This is a genomic window from Nocardia sp. NPDC056611 (assembly GCF_042792755.1).
Taxonomy (GTDB): Bacteria; Actinomycetota; Actinomycetes; order Mycobacteriales; family Mycobacteriaceae; genus Nocardia.
The window spans coordinates 1,304,101-1,319,976 of record NZ_JBHTVV010000002.1 but is presented as its reverse complement, the minus strand read 5'-3'; the positions used below and the strand labels follow the sequence as shown (position 1 = coordinate 1,319,976).

The following is a 15,876-nucleotide window of genomic DNA, read 5'->3' as shown; positions in this document are numbered from 1 at the left end:
GCATCGACGCTATGAGGTGGCGGCCGAATGAACCCGACGCTGCCCGCCGAATTCCTGTGGGGCGCGGCCACATCTCCGCATCAAATCGAGGGAAACAACATCGCCAGCGATTGGTGGGCGCTGGAGAACGGCGAACATCCGGTCGTTCCCGAGCGCAGCGGCGACGGGGTCGACAGCTACCACCGCTATCCCGAGGACATGGCGCTGCTCGCGGACGCGGGTTTGAACGCCTACCGCTTCGGTGTCGAGTGGGCGCGCATCGAGCCCGAACCCGGCCGGGTCTCGCGGGCGGCCCTCGCGCACTACCGGCGCATGATCGACACCGCGCTGGAATCCGGTCTGACGCCGGTGCTCACGCTGCACCATTTCACCGGTCCGCGCTGGTTCGCCGAACTGGGCGGCTGGACCAACCCGCACGCGGTGGGATACTTCGCGCGGTTCGTGACCAGCGTGGTTCCGATCCTGGGCGACGTGCGCTGGGTGTGCACCATCAACGAACCGAACATGGTCGCCACCATGGCGGGAGCGCAACGGGCGGTCCCGGACGCGGAGGCCGTGCGCGCCTTCACCTCCGGCGCGCTGCCGGACCCGGATCCGGAGGCCGCGCGCATCCTGATCGAGGCGCATCACATCGCCACCGAGATCGTGAAATCCGGGACCGACGCCGCGGTCGGGTGGAGCGTCGCCCAGCAGGCCTTCGTGGCGGCCCCCGGCTGCGATGACCAACTGGCCGAGGCGAATCGACTGTGGGAGGACCCGTACCTGGAGGCCGCGCGCGACGACGACTTCGTCGGCACGCAGGCCTACACCAGCCGGTTGGTCGGACCGGATGGCCCTATCGCCCACGCCGAGGATCCCGGCAACACCCTCACCGGCTGGGCCTATCGTCCCGATGCGCTCGGCCTCGCCATCCGCCACGCCTGGCAGGTCACCGGTGGCACGCCGATCCTGGTGACCGAGAACGGCATTGCCACCGGCGACGACACCCGCCGGATCGCCTACACCGGCGAGGCGCTCGAGCACCTCGGTCGGGCGGTGGCCGAGGGTATCGATGTGCGGGGTTACCTGCACTGGTCGGCTCTGGACAACTATGAATGGGGCCATTGGCGGCCCACTTTCGGGCTGATCGGGGTGGACCGCGCGACCTTCGCCCGCTCCCCCAAACCCAGCCTGGCGTGGCTGGGCTCGATCGCCCGCGCCAATGCCCTGCCGACCGCCGAACACCGGGAGGCGCAGCCGTGCTGATGATCTATCGAGCGGGCCGCCGGTACATGCTGCGGACCTCCATCGCCATGCGGGCCTCCCAGTTCGAGCAGTTGCCCGCACCGACCGGGCGGGTGGTGTTCTTCGGCGACAGCATCACCGAGGGCGGCCTCTGGGACGAGTGGTTCCCGCAGGTGCGGCCGGTCAACCGCGGGATCGGTGGCAATACCGTCGATGACCTGCGGGCCCGGCTGGACACCGCGATCGACGCGCCCGAGGCGATCTTCCTGCTCATCGGTACCAACGACCTCGGGCTGGGGCAGACGCCCGGGCAGGTCGGCGAGAACCTTCGCCGGCTCGTCGAAGAGATTCGTGAGCGGGCTCCGCACACGCCGCTGCACGTGCAGAGTGTCATGCCGCGGCGGGCGAAGTTCGCGGAGCGGATTCGCGAATTGAATTCCGCCGCTTGGCAGATCGCCGCCGAAGCCGATGCCTGGTACATCGATCTGTGGCCCGCTCTCGCCGACTCCAACGGTGCGCTGCGGCCCGAATTCACCCGCGACGGATTGCATCTGTCGGGCGCTGGATATGCCGCCTGGGTCGAGGTGCTGCGGCCGCACGTCGCCGCGCTGTCCATCGACCACTGAGGCGATACCCGCGAATGGCGCTGGCCGGAACGGAATTCCGTTCCGGCCAGCGCCTTCATGGGTGCATGCTCACTCGGTTGGCGGCGTGGCCGCGCGATCGGGCGGCACCGCCTCGATGCGCACCGGCACGATGGTTCGCGGCAGCAGCAGCGCGAACACCAGCCCCGCGACGGCGATGGCGGCGGCGATGAGGAACCCGATCTCCAAGCCCCGCTCGGTGTAGACGATCGCACCGTTGAGCATCCGGGTGATGAAGGGAGGCAACTCGGCGATGTGGGAGCCGTTCATGATCGAGAAGGCGATGATCGGCGCGATCGCCGGAATCACGGTCTGCGACACGCTCACCAGTGCGGCCGTGGACGCCTGCACCCCCGGCGGAACGGCCGCCATGAGCAGGTTCGGCGTGGCGGCGTAGGCGAGCCCGGCGCCGAGTCCGACCAGACCGGCGAACAGCAGGACGAGTTGCTCGCTGCCGTGGGCGTACGCGGTGAGCGCCGAACCCAGCGCGGTCGACAGCATTCCGAGCGCCAGCAGCCACCCTGGGCGCAGCAGCCCCCGGCCCACGAGCACACCGACCGCGATGCCGCCGACCACACTCGCCAGCCCGATCGGCGCGAGGTACCGCGCGACGCCCGTCGGGCTGACTCCGAATCCGTAGCCCAGTTTCAGCATGTCGGGTGTCCGGATCAGCATCGGGAGCACGATGCTGTACAAACCCGTCGCGGCATAGACGCATCCGGCCGCGACGGCGGTGCACAGCACGGCACGGCCGCGCCACAGCCGGAGATCCAGCAACGCGTCCCCGGTCCTGGCCGCGGTCACGCGCCAGATCACGAGCAGGCCGACGCCGCTGCCCAGCCAGGCGAGGGTGGCCGGCGCGGCCCAACCCCACGCCGGCCCCTGCGATACCCCGATGAGCACGGCCGCCAGGCCGCCACCCACCAGGACAGCGCCTCGCACGCCCACCCGAACCGGTAGCCGCACAGGCGATTCCCGGGTGGTGAGCGCCACCGCCACCGCCGAACCGGCCGTGGCGAGGCAGAGGAACCCGAAGACGGTGCGGTAGCCGTGGTCCTCGAGCAGCCGTTCGGTCAGGTACGGCGCGGGTATGGCGGCCAGCCCCACCGCCGAGGCGACCATCGACACCGCGAGTGCGACGGTCCGGCCAGGGAAGACATCCCGGGCCAGCGAGTAGCTCAGGAACAGGCATGGCACCAGCAATCCCGACAGGCAGCGCCCGGCCAGCAGCGTGCCGATATTCGGCGCGAGCGCCGAGAGGAGCGCGCCCGCCGCGGATAAGGCGAGGCAGCTCAACAGAATTCGCCGCTTGCCGTACAGATCGGCCAGCTTGCCGGCCAGTGGCGCGGTGGCCGCACCGACGATCAGGAACGCCATCATGACCCACCCGGAGGCGGTGGTGCGGAAGTGCGACGCGATGGCGGGCTCGGTCATCGGAGCCAGCGGATAGCTGAGCGCGAGCGTCTCGACAACGGCGACCAGGGCGGCCAGCGAGCAAGCCGACCTCCAGGTCCAGCCCGGTCGCGGCGGGCCCGGCGGTTCGACCTGCGCGGCGGGTTCGGTGGCGTCGGCGGCGGGTTTTGTGGCGTCGAAGGAGGCGTGGGAAGCCATGGCGGATCCGTTCGGGAGTTGCGGTGGAGAGGGTCGATCGCTGCCCGGCGTCTCAGCGGACGCTCTTGATCGGGAGCACGGCGAGCGCGCCGAGGGCGGAGACCACGGCGGCGGTCGGATACACCGCGCCGTAGCTGCCGCTGAAGTGCACGATGCCCGCGGCGATCGCCGGGGCCAGCACACTGGGCAGCGTGGTGGCGATATTGAGAATGCCCAGGTCCTTGGCGAAATCGTCCTTGGCGGGCAGGACTTCGGAGACCAGCGCGATATCGACCGCGGTGAAGATGCCGAAGCCGATGGTGGTGACCGCGCCGGAGGCGAACAACCCCGCCACACTCGGGGCTGCCAACGGGATCAGCGTCGACGCCGCGACGATCAGTCCGCCGGCGAGCACCAGGGGTTTGCGGCGGCCGATGCGATCGGAGTAGGGCCCGGCCACCGTGATGGCCACCAGGAATCCGGGCAGGCCCACCACGCCGATCAGCGGGACCACCTTGGCGGCCTCGGAGGTACTGAGCCCGATATAGCCCTGCGCCAGATAGAGCTGATAGGTCAGGACCATGAAGTAGCCGCCGAAGATGAACAGCCGCCCGAGGAAGGCCCAGCCGAAATCGGGATGCTCGCGCGGATCCACCCACAGGGCGGTGAAGAAGTCCCGCACCGAGAATCCCGGTCGCGGGAGGCCACGATTATCGGGTTCGGGATTCACGACGAGAAATGCCACGACGATCACCATGATCACACCGGTCGCGCTGAGATATCCCAGCGGAATTCGGTCGGCGAACAAGGAGGCGACCACGGGTCCGAGGATGGCCGACGCGATCGAACCCAAGCCCGACAGCGTCGAATATCGGCCGCGCAGCGGAATCGGAATCCGGTCGGGCAGGATCGCCGACAATGGACCGGCCAGGGCGTTGAATCCGAATTGAATCGTCATGGCCGCCACCATGAGCAGCGCGATGGTGGTCGCCTGTCCCGCGGTGATCAGCCCGACCGAACCGATCAGCGCGCCGAGCAGAATCCATGGTGGGCGGGCGCCCGCCCGGGTGCGGGTGCGGTCGGACAGCACGCCGATCAGCGGCTGGGCGACCATGGCGGCCACCGCCCCGGCCGCCTGCACCAGGGCGAGATTGGCCACCTTGGCATCGGCGTCCACGGCCTGGACCTGAAGTGCGAGAAAGTATCCCGATACCGCGAACCCCAATCCCGAGGTGGCGCTGGCGAACGGTACGGAGGCCAGCAGTCGTTTCACCGCGCGGTCGGGTGTGGCGGTGTGATCGGGGGTGGTCATCGTGGCGGCTGGGGTGAGCTGGTCATCCATCAGGTGCTCGTCCTAATCGCCCACAGGGCAGGGCGTTTCGGCCCGATCGGCGAGCGCGTCGTCGGCCAGCCGCCACATCTCCTCGACCTGCCCGCGGAAGGTCTCGCGGCTGAATTCGGGGAGTGCGAAGACCAGCGGATCACTGCGCAGGATCCCCTCGACGGCGAGGCGCGCCACGTCGCTCGGTTCGATGGCCAGCGGAATCACGCCGGTGCCGAACGGTTCCCGCGCCCGCCGGCCGAATCCGTCCGGCCGGTTGCGCTGTGCGTCGAGAATGCGGGTCGCCGCCTGCCCCGGGCACAGCAGGGTGACGCCGATCCCGTCGTCGGCCAGCTCGGAACGCAAGCCGAGGGTGATGCCGACGACCGCGTGCTTGGTGGCGCTGTAGAGCGCGCTGGTGGCGGTGTCGGGCAGGAAGGCGTGCGTGGAGGCCGTGTTCATCACGTGCCGCCATCCGCTGGTCTGCCGCATCCGGGGCAGGAAGGCGTGCAGGCAGTTCAGCATGCCTTCGACGTTCACCGACGACAGCCACCGCCAGTCCCCGATCGTCGAGTCGGCCACCTCCCCGAACAACAGCACTCCCGCGTTGTTGCACAGCAATTCGACCGATCCGAACTCCTCGTAGCTGACCGCCGCCAGCTCCGCCACCGATCCCGGGTCCGATACGTCGACGCCGTAACCGAGCGCGCGAACTCCCCGCGCGCACAGCTCCGCGGCGGTCCGGCGCACCCCGATCTCATCGATATCCGCCAGCACGAGCGACATCCCCCGCGCGCCGAGCTCGGCCGCGAGGGCCGCGCCGATCCCTCCTGCCGCGCCGGTGACGACGGCGGTACGGCCGGTGAAAGGGTCTGGTTCAGACATGGGTGTCCTTCCTCGAACAGGCCCGTCCGCATTGGCGAGACAGGCCGACTGACTCATAAGTCGGTCAGACTAACCTGTTACCCCGCTCACGTCGAGGGGCGCCATCGGCAGGGTCGCCTTCCCGGAGATCGAGACTGCGCGGTGAGGAAGCTCGGGCGGCACGCGATGGTGGTGGCACCTGTCACATGTCATCCAGGAGGTATGGCCGTCGTGCGATTCCACTTCGCTGAGGCTGCGGGCGACCCTGCCCATTGGCTCCCGCTGGCGCGATCGCTCGAGGAGGCCGGGTTCACCGGCATCTGTTTGGCGGACAGCCTTGCCTATCCGGCGGAATCCGACGCGCGGTATCCGTATACCGAGGATGGGACGCGGGAGTTTCTGCGGGGGAAGCCGTTTATCGAGCCGCTGGTGTTGGCCGCCGCGGTGACCGCGGCTACCAGCAGGCTGGAGGTGACTCCATTCGTGTTGAAGTTGCCGGTGCGGCCGCCTGTGCTGGTCGCCAAGCAGGCGGCATCGGTCGCGGCGCTGAGTGGAGGCCGGTTGTCACTGGGCGTCGGGATCAGTCCCTGGCCGCAGGACTTCACGATGATGGGCGTGGACTTCGAGAAGCGGGGCAAGCGGCTCGACGAGTGCATCGATATCGTTCGCGGCCTGTGCGCGGGCGGGGCGTTCCAGTTCCGCGGGGAGTTCTATGACATTCCCGAGATCGAGATGAATCCGGTTCCCGCGCGGCCGTTGCCGATTCTGATCGGTGGGCACAGCGAGGCGGCGTTGCGGCGGTCGGTGGTGCGGGGCGACGGCTGGATGAGCGCGGGTGGGAGCAGCGAGGAGCTCGACAGGATACTCGGGCGACTGGGTGAACTGCGGCGAGAATTGGCTCCGGAGAAGGAGTTCCGGACCTTTGCGGCGTCTCGGGAGGCATTCACCGTCGACGGGGTGCGACGTCTGGCGGATTCGGGGGTCACCGATGTGGTGGTGGGCTTCCGCGGGGTTCACGAGAGCGGCCCCGACGAACGCACCCTCGATCAGCGGATCGAGCAGATCGAAAAGTACGCCGCCGCGGTCATCGCGGCGCTCTGAAATCCCGAGGAGAAGATCATGGATACGATCGAGTCGATTCGCCGGCTGAAGTACCGCTATCTCCGGGCATTGGACCTGAAGAACTGGGACGAATTCGCCGACACCCTCACCCCCGATGTCACCGCCGAATACGGTCACCGCCTCTCATTCTCGGACCGCGACGCTCTGGTCGGTCACATGCGCAACAGCCTGACCCCCGCGATCATCACCGTCCACAACTGCCACCACCCCGAAATCGACATCGACGGCGATACCGCCACGGGCACTTGGTATCTCACCGACCAGGTCATCTTCACCGAACAGCGCCAGATCCTCTCCGGCGCCGCCTTCTACTCCGACGAATATCGCCGCTGCGACGACGGAGTCTGGCGGATCAGCAAGACCGGCTACACCCGCAGCTACGAAGCCATGGAATCGGTCAGCGATACCTGGCAACTGCTCGAGAACCGCTGGCGCTGAGCGAATGCCGCGTGAGCACGCGGCATTCGCCGATGGCATCGGCTAGAGGCGTATCGCCGTGCGGACCAGGTCGGCGACGGCTCGGGATCTGCTGTGTGGTGGCCAGGCGATGACGGTCGTGACGGCCGGTGCGTCCGGCACCGGCACGATGGCGTGATCGTCGCGGAGTTGGGCTCGCAGCGACTCGGGCATGAGCGCGCAGGCCCGTCCGAGCGTGATCAGTTGGGTCAACTGGGTCTGGTCGCGAACCTGCGGGCCGGGGCCGTCCGGATAACTCCCATCCGGTCGAGGCCACCGCGGTAGGGGCAGGTCCGTCAGGGTCTCGACCTCGGCCATCGACAGGTGGGGGCGGTTGGCGAGGGGATGCCCCGCGGGCAGGACCACGACCTGCTGTTCGGTGTGCAGGTCTTCGGTGTCGAGTCCGGCTGTCGTGTCGTAGGGCCGGTGGAGCAGGGCAACGTCGGCACTCCCGTTGCGTAGCAGTCTTTCCGGTTCACCGGGCCCGCACAGCATCACCTCGACGGCGACAGCGCCGGGTTCGACGGCGTAGGCGTCCAGCAGCTTCGACAGCAGTTCTCTGGACGCTCCCGCCTTGGTGGCCAGCACCAGACCGGGCCGGTCGGCAACGGCGCGCCGGGTGCGGCGCTCGGCGGCTTCGACCGCTTCGAGGGCGAGCCGGGCCTCCCGCAGCAGGACAGCCCCGGCCTCGGTCAACGTGATCACGCGCGAAGCGCGATGCAGCAGAACGACTCCGAGCCGCCGTTCGAGCTGCTGGATCGCCCGCGACAGCGGTGGTTGCGCCATCGCGAGCCGTTGCGCCGCCCGACCGAAGTGCAACTCCTCGGCGACGGCGACGAAATATCGCAACTCCCGCGTCTCCACCACGTCATCGTATCCGGCGCTCACCAGGACGAATACCCGTGCGGTATCGTCGCCCACCCAATCGGTCTTGGACGCCTCACCCGAGTCGGCAGCAGGATCGGCGGTGTGAGTGAACGAACGATTGCGCTGGTGACCGGCGCGAACAAAGGAATCGGATACGAGATCGCCGCGGGCCTGGGCGCCCTCGGCTGGCGAATCGGTGTGGGCGCGCGAGACCGGCAACGCCGCGAGACCGCGGTGGAGAAGCTGCGCGCGGCCGGGACCGATGCGTTCGCCGTACCGCTCGATGTGACCGACGACGCGAGTGTGGCCGCCGCGGCCGAGTTGATCGCCGAGGAAGCCGGAGGCCTCGACGTCCTGGTCAACAACGCCGCGATCACCGGCGGTATGCCGCAGACACCGACCACGGTCGATCCCGCGACCGTGCGAATCGTCGTGGAAACCAACGTGATCGGGGTCGTCCGGGTGACCAACGCGATGCTGCCGATGCTGCGGGCCTCGGCCTCGCCGCGAATTGTGAACATGTCCAGCAGCGTCGGTTCGCTGAGTCTGCAAACCACACCGAGCATCGATATGGGCCCGGTTCCCACCGCGTACTTGGCGTCGAAGTCCTTCCTCAACGCCGTCACCATCCAATACGCCAAGGAACTGAGCGGCACCGGCATCCTGATCAACTGCGGCTGCCCCGGTTTCACCGCCACCGACCTCAACGGCTTCAGCGGCGACCGCACACCACAGCAGGGCGCGGCCATCGCGATTCACCTCGCCACCCTGCCCGACGACGGCCCGAGCGGCGAATTCATCGACGACGCCGGAGCCGTGCCCTGGTGACGGGAACACCGGCGCCCCACCACATCCCGCTCGAGTGATCAGCGACGCCTCGCGCGCCGGAGGAGAAGCGAGGCCATGACATGGGCAGTCAGTGCGACGAGTCCGGCGGCATCGAGGTGTTGCGGGTCGACGAGGTCGTCCGCCCTGCGCCCGGAGACGAGCAGCTCCTCGTGCGGGTCGAACGAGCTGACGGCCGGTCCTGATCGGGTGCTCGGGATACTGTTCGACTGTGGGAACGGGACTGAACGCTGACGGCTGGCTCGAAGCGACGCAGAGGTCGTACGACACCGTCGCGACTACATATGCGGACCTCACCCGTCACCTCTTGGACGAAACACCCGAAGAACGTTCAGCTTTGGCGTCGTTCGCCGAACGAGTGCGCGTCCATGGCGGCGGCCTGGTCGCGGATGTGGGCTGCGGGGCGGGGCGGATCACCGCCCACCTGCGTCAACTGGGTGTCGACGCATTCGGAATCGACCTCTCGCCCGGGATGATCGAAGTGGCCCGCCGTGATCACCCCGATCTCCGGTTCGACGTCGGCTCCATGACCAACCTCGCCCTCCCGGACGCCTCGATAGCCGGCCTGGTCGCATGGTATTCGCTGATCCACATCCCCGATGACGAGCTCGGTTGCGTCGCCGGCCAATTCCGGCGAGTGCTTCGCCCGGACGGGCCACTGCTACTCGGCTTCCACGTCGGAGACGAGTCGAATGTGAAGACCCACGGCTACGGCGGACACCCCATGCATCTCCATGTCCATCGCCGCCGACACGGCCGAATCCGCACGTGGCTCGAGGACGCGGGCTTCGTCGTCGAGACCGAGAAGACTCTGACCTCGGCCGAGAGTCCGCTCGGCGGGATCATCCTCGCGCGCCGCAAGACCGAGTAGAAGCCAGCACTCACGCACCGACGAACCCGCACCACGCGGCGATCACCTGATCACGAATTGTGTTCGGCACGGTGGTCGCGCCCACGCCAAGTCGGCTTGGGAGGGCGTCTCGTCCTGCCCGCCCCGGCTTCAGGGGACGCCCTCCTCATTCTGTGGATCGGTGATTGTCTCGGCAGCATGTGGCCGTTGTGCGCCGAGGATCACCCGGCTGCGGGTTGCAGATCGTTCATGAGCAGGCGGAGGGTGAACTCGAAGCGCTCGTGTCCGCCGCCGGAGATCAACTCGGAGGCATGGCGGCGAGTCAGCGGGAATTTCTCGGCGGGCAGTGCGGTGAAGCGGTCCAGCAACTCCTCGTGGCCGAGCACCCAGTCCTGATCCTGGTGCTTGCGCCGTTGCTGGACCAGTGACTTTTCCAGTGCGTAGGCGCTGACGTAGAGCGACATCGCGTCCCGGGCCCATCCGGCGGCCCTCGGTTCGATGCCGCCCGCGAGCAGGATCGCCAGGATTCCCTCGCCGACCCGCAGCGTTTCCAGGTTGGTCGGCACCATGGCCAGGGCGGCCCGCGAGACTCCGGGGTATTTCAGGTACAGGTCGCGGATCTGCGTGTACACCCCGAGCAACTGTTCACGCCAGGCGTCCGAATTCGGTTCGGGAAGAATGACTTCGGCGTAGAGCCTGCCGATCAGCAGATCATCGATGTCGTCCTTGTTGACGATGTGCGCGTAGAGCGACGACGGACCGGTGCCGAGCGCGGCGGCGACCCGGCGGATGGTCAGCGCGTCATACCCCTCGGTGGCGACGACCTCCAGGGCGGCGTCGGTGATCCGTTCGACGGTGATGGGCTTCTTGCGTGGCGCCGACACGGCCGCCTCGGCTGCGGGCTGGGCGTGGCGGGCTGCGCGGCGTTGGCGGGGATCAGCGGGCATACCAGCAACTATAGCTTGACACGAACTAAGTTCGTTGCGTAGAACTTAGATCGTCATAGCGAACTAAGTTCGTTCGCTGTTCAGGAGGTGCGTGATGCGAGTTTCCGTCGTCGGAGCCGGTCTGGGAGGTCTGGCTCTCGCGCAGGGTCTGCGTGATGCCGGGATCGAGGTCGACGTGTTCGAGCGCGACCCGGGCATCGTCGCGCGGTTCCAGGGCTACCGGCTCGTGTTGAATCCCACCGGTTTCCACGCGGTGCGCGGCTGCCTGCCGACGCGCTGGCACCCCCTGCTCGACGAGATCGGCATGGACGCCTCCGCCGAACAGCTGATCCTGGACCCGCGGCTGAACGAGATCGGCAGGCTCGGCGCGGGCCGGACCGGCATCGTCGTCGATCGGCAGGTGCTGCGACACCTGTTGCTGACCGGGCTCTCCGTGCACACCGATGCCGTGCTGACCGGCTACGACGTGCTGGCCGATGGCGGGGTCCGAGCCCAGTTCGCCCGCCGCGACCCGGCGACCGCCGACCTGCTCGTCGGCGCGGACGGCGTCACGTCCGCGGTCCGCGGGTTGTTGTCGCCGCAGACCACCCCGACCGACACGGGTGTCCGGTTCGTCATCGGCCGCACCCCGCTGACCGACGAATTCGCCGGTCTGTCCAAGGCATACGGCTCGAAGATCACGGGCGGCGGCGTCAGCCTGCTGCTCGGCGCAATGCGCTTCCGTACCCCGCCGAAGCAGGCCGCCGAGCAACTGGCTCCCGAAGTCACACTGCCCGATATCGGCGACTACGTGCGTTGGGCCATGATCCTGCCGCCGAACGGCTCGCTGGAGGACCTGACCGCCCAGGAAGCCGTGCTGTCCAGGATGGAAGGCTGGCACCCGCAGCTGCGCGCGCTGATCGAGCAGGCCGACCCCGACAACAGCACGCTGCTGTCCATCCGGGTGGTCGAGCCCGGTGGGCGCTGGGCCTCCGGCCCGGTCACGCTGCTCGGCGACGCGATCCACGCCACCTCCCCGACCGGCGGCAACGGTGCGAACACCGCGCTACGCGACGCGGACCTATTGCGCCGCTGCCTGATCGAGGCCAACGAAGGCCGTCGGGATCTGCTCAGCGCGGTCGACGACTACGAGCGACAGATGTTCGAGTACGGCACCGAAGCCGTGCGCAGCAGCCTCGAGAAGCTGCCCGCCTTCGCCCCCGAAGCCACACTGCCCTGAGGACGTTCACCTTCCGCCGCTGCGGATCCTGCCGCCCCAGAGCGTGACCGGTCGAACGGCGGCCCATCGCGGCCAGGAACCGGTCACATCTCATCGGAACTGAGGCAAGCGCTCACTTCGGAATGGTGAATTCAGGCGGCGGCCATCATGCGGTGACCAGCGAAGCGCGGAGGGCGGGCCATTCGGTGGCGAGGATGGAGTAGTAGGCGGAGTCTCGGACGGTGGCGTCGGGGTCGGAGAAGTCGGCTCGGAGAATGCCGTCGAGGGTTGCGCCGAGGGATTCGATTGCCCGGCGGGAGCGGGTGTTGCGGACGTCGGTGCGGAAGCGGACTCGGTGGACTTGCCAGTCGGTGAAGGCGTAGTCCAGGAGGAGGAGTTTGGCTTCGCGGTTGACTCCGGTGCGCTGGGCGGAATGGGCCAGCCAGGTGGAGCCGATTTCTACCGCGTCGGGGGTGGGTGGGGTGGTGGTGCGGCCGGGCCAGGGCCAGTGTTCGAGGTGGAAACTGGTGGTGCCGATGATTCCCCGGTGTGAGCGCGACGGATGACCCAAGGCAGCTGACGGGAGGCGGCGCGCGCCGCCAGAGCTTGATCGACCCAACGGCGCATGGCCTCGACGTCGGCCGGGACGTGAGCGTGCGTGTAGGAGTCGCGGTTCTCGGCGGCCGCGGCCGACAGAGCGGCCACGTCATCCAGCGTCAGCTCGGTCAGTTCGACGATCTTGCCGGACAGAGTCGAGACCATGGATTTCCCCCGAACAATCGTTTCCCCCATGGCTTTCGCCGATCACGGTGAGCGTACAGGGCATCGGCCCGCACGCCAGAATGACGGCGGGCTGCTCTGATGCCGAACGAAAGCTATCGCGGGCTACTGCGGAGGGGCGGTCAGGCGGGCGGTCAGGAAGGCGAGGATTTCGTCTCGGGCTTCGAGGGTGGGGTGGCCCGGTTTGTCCACGAGGTGGGCGGTGACGACGCTGTGAGGGGTTTGGACTGTCTGGGCGAAGAAGGGGGGCGGGGTCGGGTTTGCTTGGGCGGCGGGGAGGACTCGGGCGTCGAAGCGGTCGCCCAGGAGGGACCGGTAGGCGGTGAATCGGGCTGCGGTGCACCATTTGTCACCCTCGAAGCGGTAGCCGAGGGCTCGGAGGTCTTCGCGTTCGAAGCGGGCGGCGATCGCGGAGGCGTCCGCTGGGGAGAGTTCGAGGGCGCCCGGGTCGTCGAAGGGCAGGGAGGGGTGGTTGATCACGGGGGCGATGACGGCGGGGTCGAGAGTCATTGTCAGGGCGAAGTTTCCGGTCAGGCAGAGGCCGATGGCGCCTACGCCGGGGCCGCCGCAGTCCTGGTGGGCTCGGCGGGCCAGGCCGCGGAGCCAGCTGACGACGGGGCTGGTGCCGGTTCCGGCGAGGACTCGGAATTCGGCGCTCACGCAGATGTGGTTGTAGACGCGCTTGCCCAGTTCGACAGTGGGGTAGGCGCCGTCCACGCCGAAGAGGGAGGGCATGTGAACGGTGAAGCCGGCGTCTCGGATCCAGCGGGCGAAGCGGGCGACATCGGGGCTGATGCCGGGCATTTCCGGCATGAGGATGACAGCGGGGCCGGATCCGGAGACGTAGACGATCTTGGTGATGTCGTCGACGGTGACAGCTCGTGGGGTGAAGTCGTCGAGGGGGTCGTCGTGGTCCATGACGAGGAAGGTAGGGCGTGGACGCGGGCTGTCACATAGGCTGGATCGCCATGTACGAGGGTGATCTGGCCATCGGCTCGGGAGGTGTGGTGTGACGCGATTGCGGGTGGGGGTGCTGGCGTATGACGGGTGCTTCGCGTCGCAGGTGTACGCGGTGCCGGATCTGCTGACGATCGCGGCGCAGGTCGCGCCGGCGGGGCAGGCGCCGGAGATCGTGGTGATGTCGCCGCGACGGCAGGTGGTGGCGGCGGGTGGGCTGCGGGTCGCGGTGTCGGCTCTGCGCGAGGTGGATGTGTTGATCGTGCCGGGGTTCGAGACGGGTTCCGGCGCGGCGTTTGTGGGTGTGCGGTCTCGGTTGGGGCCGGAGATCGCCGCGATTCAGAGGTTTCGTGCGCAGGGCACGAAGGTGGTTTCGATCTGTGTCGGGGCGTTTCTGCTGGCCGAGGCCGGGTTGCTCGGTGGTCGCGAGGCGACTACCTCGTGGCTGTACGCGCATGATCTGGCGCAGACGTACCCGGATGTCAGTGTCGTGGCCGAGCGCACGGTGGTGGTCGCCGAGGCGGAGGTGATCACCACCGCCGCGTTCAGTGCGATGCACGACCTGGCGCTGACGCTGGTACGTGAACACCATGGAGATCGGGTGGCGCGGACGACCGCGAGACTGACGCTGCTCGATGACACTCGGACTCGGCAAACTCCGTATGTCGACCCGGCACTCGTTCCGGCCCGCCGCGGTGGTCAGCTGTCGCGAGAGGTGAGGCGGTATCTGGATCGAAACCTCGACCAGCGCTACGACCTGGATGCCCTGGCCGCGGTCATCGGGGTCAGCCCGAGGACGTTGCTGCGCCGCTTCACCGGCGAAACGCAGCAGACGCCTCTGGAATACCTCCAGCGGGCCAGGGTGCGGCGGGCGAGCCTGCTCTTGGAGGAAACCGACCATTCGGTGGCGAGGATCAGTCACCTCGTCGGATATCGCGACGCCGCGACCTTCGCCAAACTCTTCCGACGGCACACCGGGTGCGCGCCCGGCGAGTACAGAACCGCCTTCAAGCGCTCGGCTACCAGCGCACCGGCAACGCCGTGAGTCCGCCGGTGAAGATGTCGTCACGTTCGGTGAGAGTCGCCGGGTCCACCGCGAAGGCCAGGGTCGGGAAGCGAGTCACCAACTGCGAGAACGCTATTTGGAGCTCGAGCCGGGCCAGCGGAGCGCCGAGGCAGTAGCGGGGGCCGTAGCCGAACATGAAGTGCGCCGATTCCTGGCGGGTGATGTCGACCCGGTCCGGGTGGGTGAAGGTGGTGCGGTCGTGGTTGGCGGAGGCCACGCCGAGCAGGACCAGGTCGCCCGGGGCGATGTCGGTGTCGCCGACGGTCAGGGCGTGGCGGGCGTAGCGCGGCAGGCTGCTGGCGTTGCAGGCCCGCAGGAGTTCCTCGGCGGCGGAGGCGACCAGGTCGGGACGCTCGTGCAGGAGCTGGAACTGGGCGGGGTTCTCGAGCAGCATGCGGATGCCGACGCCGATCTGGACGGCGGAGGTTTCGTGGCCCGCGAACAGGAGAACCATGGCGTGCGTGGCGATTTCGTCGTCGGTGACGCCGTCGACGGCGCACAGGCGCGAGACCACGTCGTCGCCGGGGTCGCGGCGTTTGCGGCCGACCAGGTGCAGGCAGTAGGCGAACAGTTCGGCGACGCCCTGTTCGACCTTGGCGCGGTCGGCGACATTGCCGACGGCGTCGACCCAGTCGCGGAAGCGGTTGCGGTCCTCGTAAGGGACGCCGAGCAGTTCGCAGATCACCAGCAGTGGCAGCGGGAGCGCCAGGGCGGCTTGCAGATCGGCGGGCGGACCCTGATCCTCCATGGCGTCGAGCAGTTCGGTGGTGAGTTGTTCCACGCGCGGGCGCAGTTCACGCATGCGTTTGGGTGAGAAGTGCGGTTGCAGCAGGGTGCGCATGCGGGCATGGTCGTCGAGTTCGGTGTCGAAGTTGCCGATCGGGCCGCCGGAGAAGGCCGACTCCCCCAGGCGGGGCGCGGTTTCCGGGGTGCGGTGCGAGCGGCCCAGGCGAGGGTCGGTGAACAGGTCACGGACCAGGTCGTAGCCGGTGGCCAGCCAGGCGGAGTCGCCGGTGGGGGTGGTGGTGCGGGTGATGCCGGAGCCGACGACGCCGGTGACCGGGCAGACCGACGGGGTCGTGTCGCGCGCGGTGCCGTCGGCGGGCAGGGGTTCGGCGGGGGTGGTTGTCATCGGTGGTGTCCT

The 15,876-nt window shown here is 68.4% G+C and carries 17 protein-coding genes; 9 read left to right on the top strand and 8 right to left on the bottom strand.

From position 1 onward, the window contains the following. Positions 1–27: 27 nt before the first annotated feature. Together ACFRAQ_RS14760 and ACFRAQ_RS14755 are read left to right on the top strand one after the other, a co-directional pair. Positions 28–1,245, top strand: coding sequence for a glycoside hydrolase family 1 protein (locus ACFRAQ_RS14760; protein WP_379099246.1), 1,218 nt, complete (start codon positions 28–30; stop codon positions 1,243–1,245). Next, positions 1,245–1,850 carry a GDSL-type esterase/lipase family protein gene (locus ACFRAQ_RS14755; protein WP_379099243.1) on the top strand — a complete coding sequence of 202 codons (606 nt, stop codon included), beginning with the start codon at positions 1,245–1,247 and terminating at the stop codon, positions 1,848–1,850. The genes ACFRAQ_RS14760 and ACFRAQ_RS14755 overlap by 1 nt, the downstream gene beginning before the upstream one ends. A 69-nt stretch (positions 1,851–1,919) precedes the next feature. On the opposite strand, the gene ACFRAQ_RS14750 is transcribed toward ACFRAQ_RS14755, so the two are convergent. From ACFRAQ_RS14750 to ACFRAQ_RS14740, 3 genes are read right to left on the bottom strand one after another with little or no spacing between them, the layout of a single operon-like run. Next, the gene (locus ACFRAQ_RS14750) at positions 1,920–3,479 is read right to left on the bottom strand and encodes an MFS transporter (RefSeq protein ID WP_379099240.1); all 1,560 of its coding nucleotides are present in this window, start codon (positions 3,477–3,479) and stop codon (positions 1,920–1,922) included. 52 nt (positions 3,480–3,531) lie between these two features. Beyond that, the gene (locus ACFRAQ_RS14745; RefSeq protein WP_379099237.1) at positions 3,532–4,800 is read right to left on the bottom strand and encodes an MFS transporter; all 1,269 of its coding nucleotides are present in this window, start codon (positions 4,798–4,800) and stop codon (positions 3,532–3,534) included. Between the two features lie 12 nt (positions 4,801–4,812). Then, positions 4,813–5,664 carry an SDR family oxidoreductase gene (locus ACFRAQ_RS14740; protein ID WP_379099234.1) on the bottom strand — a complete coding sequence of 284 codons (852 nt, stop codon included), beginning with the start codon at positions 5,662–5,664 and terminating at the stop codon, positions 4,813–4,815. Positions 5,665–5,874: 210 nt separating this feature from the next. Here ACFRAQ_RS14740 and ACFRAQ_RS14735 point away from each other — a divergent pair, with 210 nt between their 5' ends. Both ACFRAQ_RS14735 and ACFRAQ_RS14730 read left to right on the top strand, forming a co-directional pair. Further along, entirely contained in the window at positions 5,875–6,744 is an 870-nt protein-coding gene (locus ACFRAQ_RS14735; protein WP_379100268.1) for a TIGR03619 family F420-dependent LLM class oxidoreductase, read from the top strand. Between the two features lie 18 nt (positions 6,745–6,762). Then, entirely contained in the window at positions 6,763–7,203 is a 441-nt protein-coding gene (locus ACFRAQ_RS14730) for a nuclear transport factor 2 family protein (protein ID WP_379099231.1), read from the top strand. Positions 7,204–7,245: 42 nt separating this feature from the next. Here the strand turns inward: ACFRAQ_RS14730 and ACFRAQ_RS14725 are convergent, their stop codons facing one another. Beyond that, on the bottom strand, positions 7,246–8,142 hold the full coding sequence (locus ACFRAQ_RS14725) for a LysR family transcriptional regulator (protein WP_379099228.1): 897 nt from the start codon (positions 8,140–8,142) through the stop codon (positions 7,246–7,248). 48 nt (positions 8,143–8,190) lie between these two features. Here ACFRAQ_RS14725 and ACFRAQ_RS14720 point away from each other — a divergent pair, with 48 nt between their 5' ends. The 3 genes from ACFRAQ_RS14720 (at position 8,191) to ACFRAQ_RS14710 (ending at position 9,805) form a co-directional block, all read left to right on the top strand. Beyond that, on the top strand, positions 8,191–8,916 hold the full coding sequence (locus ACFRAQ_RS14720; RefSeq protein WP_379099225.1) for an SDR family NAD(P)-dependent oxidoreductase: 726 nt from the start codon (positions 8,191–8,193) through the stop codon (positions 8,914–8,916). Between the two features lie 80 nt (positions 8,917–8,996). Continuing rightward, the gene (locus tag ACFRAQ_RS14715) at positions 8,997–9,119 is read left to right on the top strand and encodes a hypothetical protein (RefSeq protein ID WP_379099221.1); all 123 of its coding nucleotides are present in this window, start codon (positions 8,997–8,999) and stop codon (positions 9,117–9,119) included. Positions 9,120–9,145: 26 nt separating this feature from the next. Beyond that, the gene (locus tag ACFRAQ_RS14710) at positions 9,146–9,805 is read left to right on the top strand and encodes a class I SAM-dependent methyltransferase (protein ID WP_379099218.1); all 660 of its coding nucleotides are present in this window, start codon (positions 9,146–9,148) and stop codon (positions 9,803–9,805) included. A 200-nt stretch (positions 9,806–10,005) separates the two neighbouring features. Here ACFRAQ_RS14710 and ACFRAQ_RS14705 read toward each other — a convergent pair whose 3' ends face one another. Beyond that, positions 10,006–10,731, bottom strand: a complete 726-nt coding sequence (locus ACFRAQ_RS14705) for a TetR/AcrR family transcriptional regulator (RefSeq protein ID WP_379099215.1) — start codon at positions 10,729–10,731, stop codon at positions 10,006–10,008. 94 nt (positions 10,732–10,825) lie between these two features. Between ACFRAQ_RS14705 and ACFRAQ_RS14700 the strand changes: the two genes are divergently transcribed. Beyond that, positions 10,826–11,950, top strand: a complete 1,125-nt coding sequence (locus ACFRAQ_RS14700; RefSeq protein ID WP_379099212.1) for an FAD-dependent oxidoreductase — start codon at positions 10,826–10,828, stop codon at positions 11,948–11,950. A 145-nt stretch (positions 11,951–12,095) separates the two neighbouring features. Here the strand turns inward: ACFRAQ_RS14700 and ACFRAQ_RS14695 are convergent, their stop codons facing one another. Further along, a complete protein-coding gene (locus tag ACFRAQ_RS14695) occupies positions 12,096–12,500 on the bottom strand; it encodes a GNAT family N-acetyltransferase (protein ID WP_379099209.1) in 405 nt (134 codons plus the stop codon). 314 nt (positions 12,501–12,814) lie between these two features. After that, positions 12,815–13,627: a dienelactone hydrolase family protein gene (locus ACFRAQ_RS14690; protein WP_379099206.1), complete on the bottom strand. Its 813-nt coding sequence runs from the start codon at positions 13,625–13,627 to the stop codon at positions 12,815–12,817. Positions 13,628–13,718: 91 nt separating this feature from the next. Here ACFRAQ_RS14690 and ACFRAQ_RS14685 point away from each other — a divergent pair, with 91 nt between their 5' ends. Then, positions 13,719–14,711 (top strand): GlxA family transcriptional regulator, encoded by a 993-nt coding sequence (locus ACFRAQ_RS14685; protein WP_379099203.1) that lies wholly within the window; start codon positions 13,719–13,721, stop codon positions 14,709–14,711. Here the strand turns inward: ACFRAQ_RS14685 and ACFRAQ_RS14680 are convergent. Then, positions 14,686–15,864, bottom strand: coding sequence for a cytochrome P450 (locus ACFRAQ_RS14680; RefSeq protein ID WP_379099201.1), 1,179 nt, complete (start codon positions 15,862–15,864; stop codon positions 14,686–14,688). The genes ACFRAQ_RS14685 and ACFRAQ_RS14680 overlap by 26 nt on opposite strands. Positions 15,865–15,876: the final 12 nt, after the last annotated feature.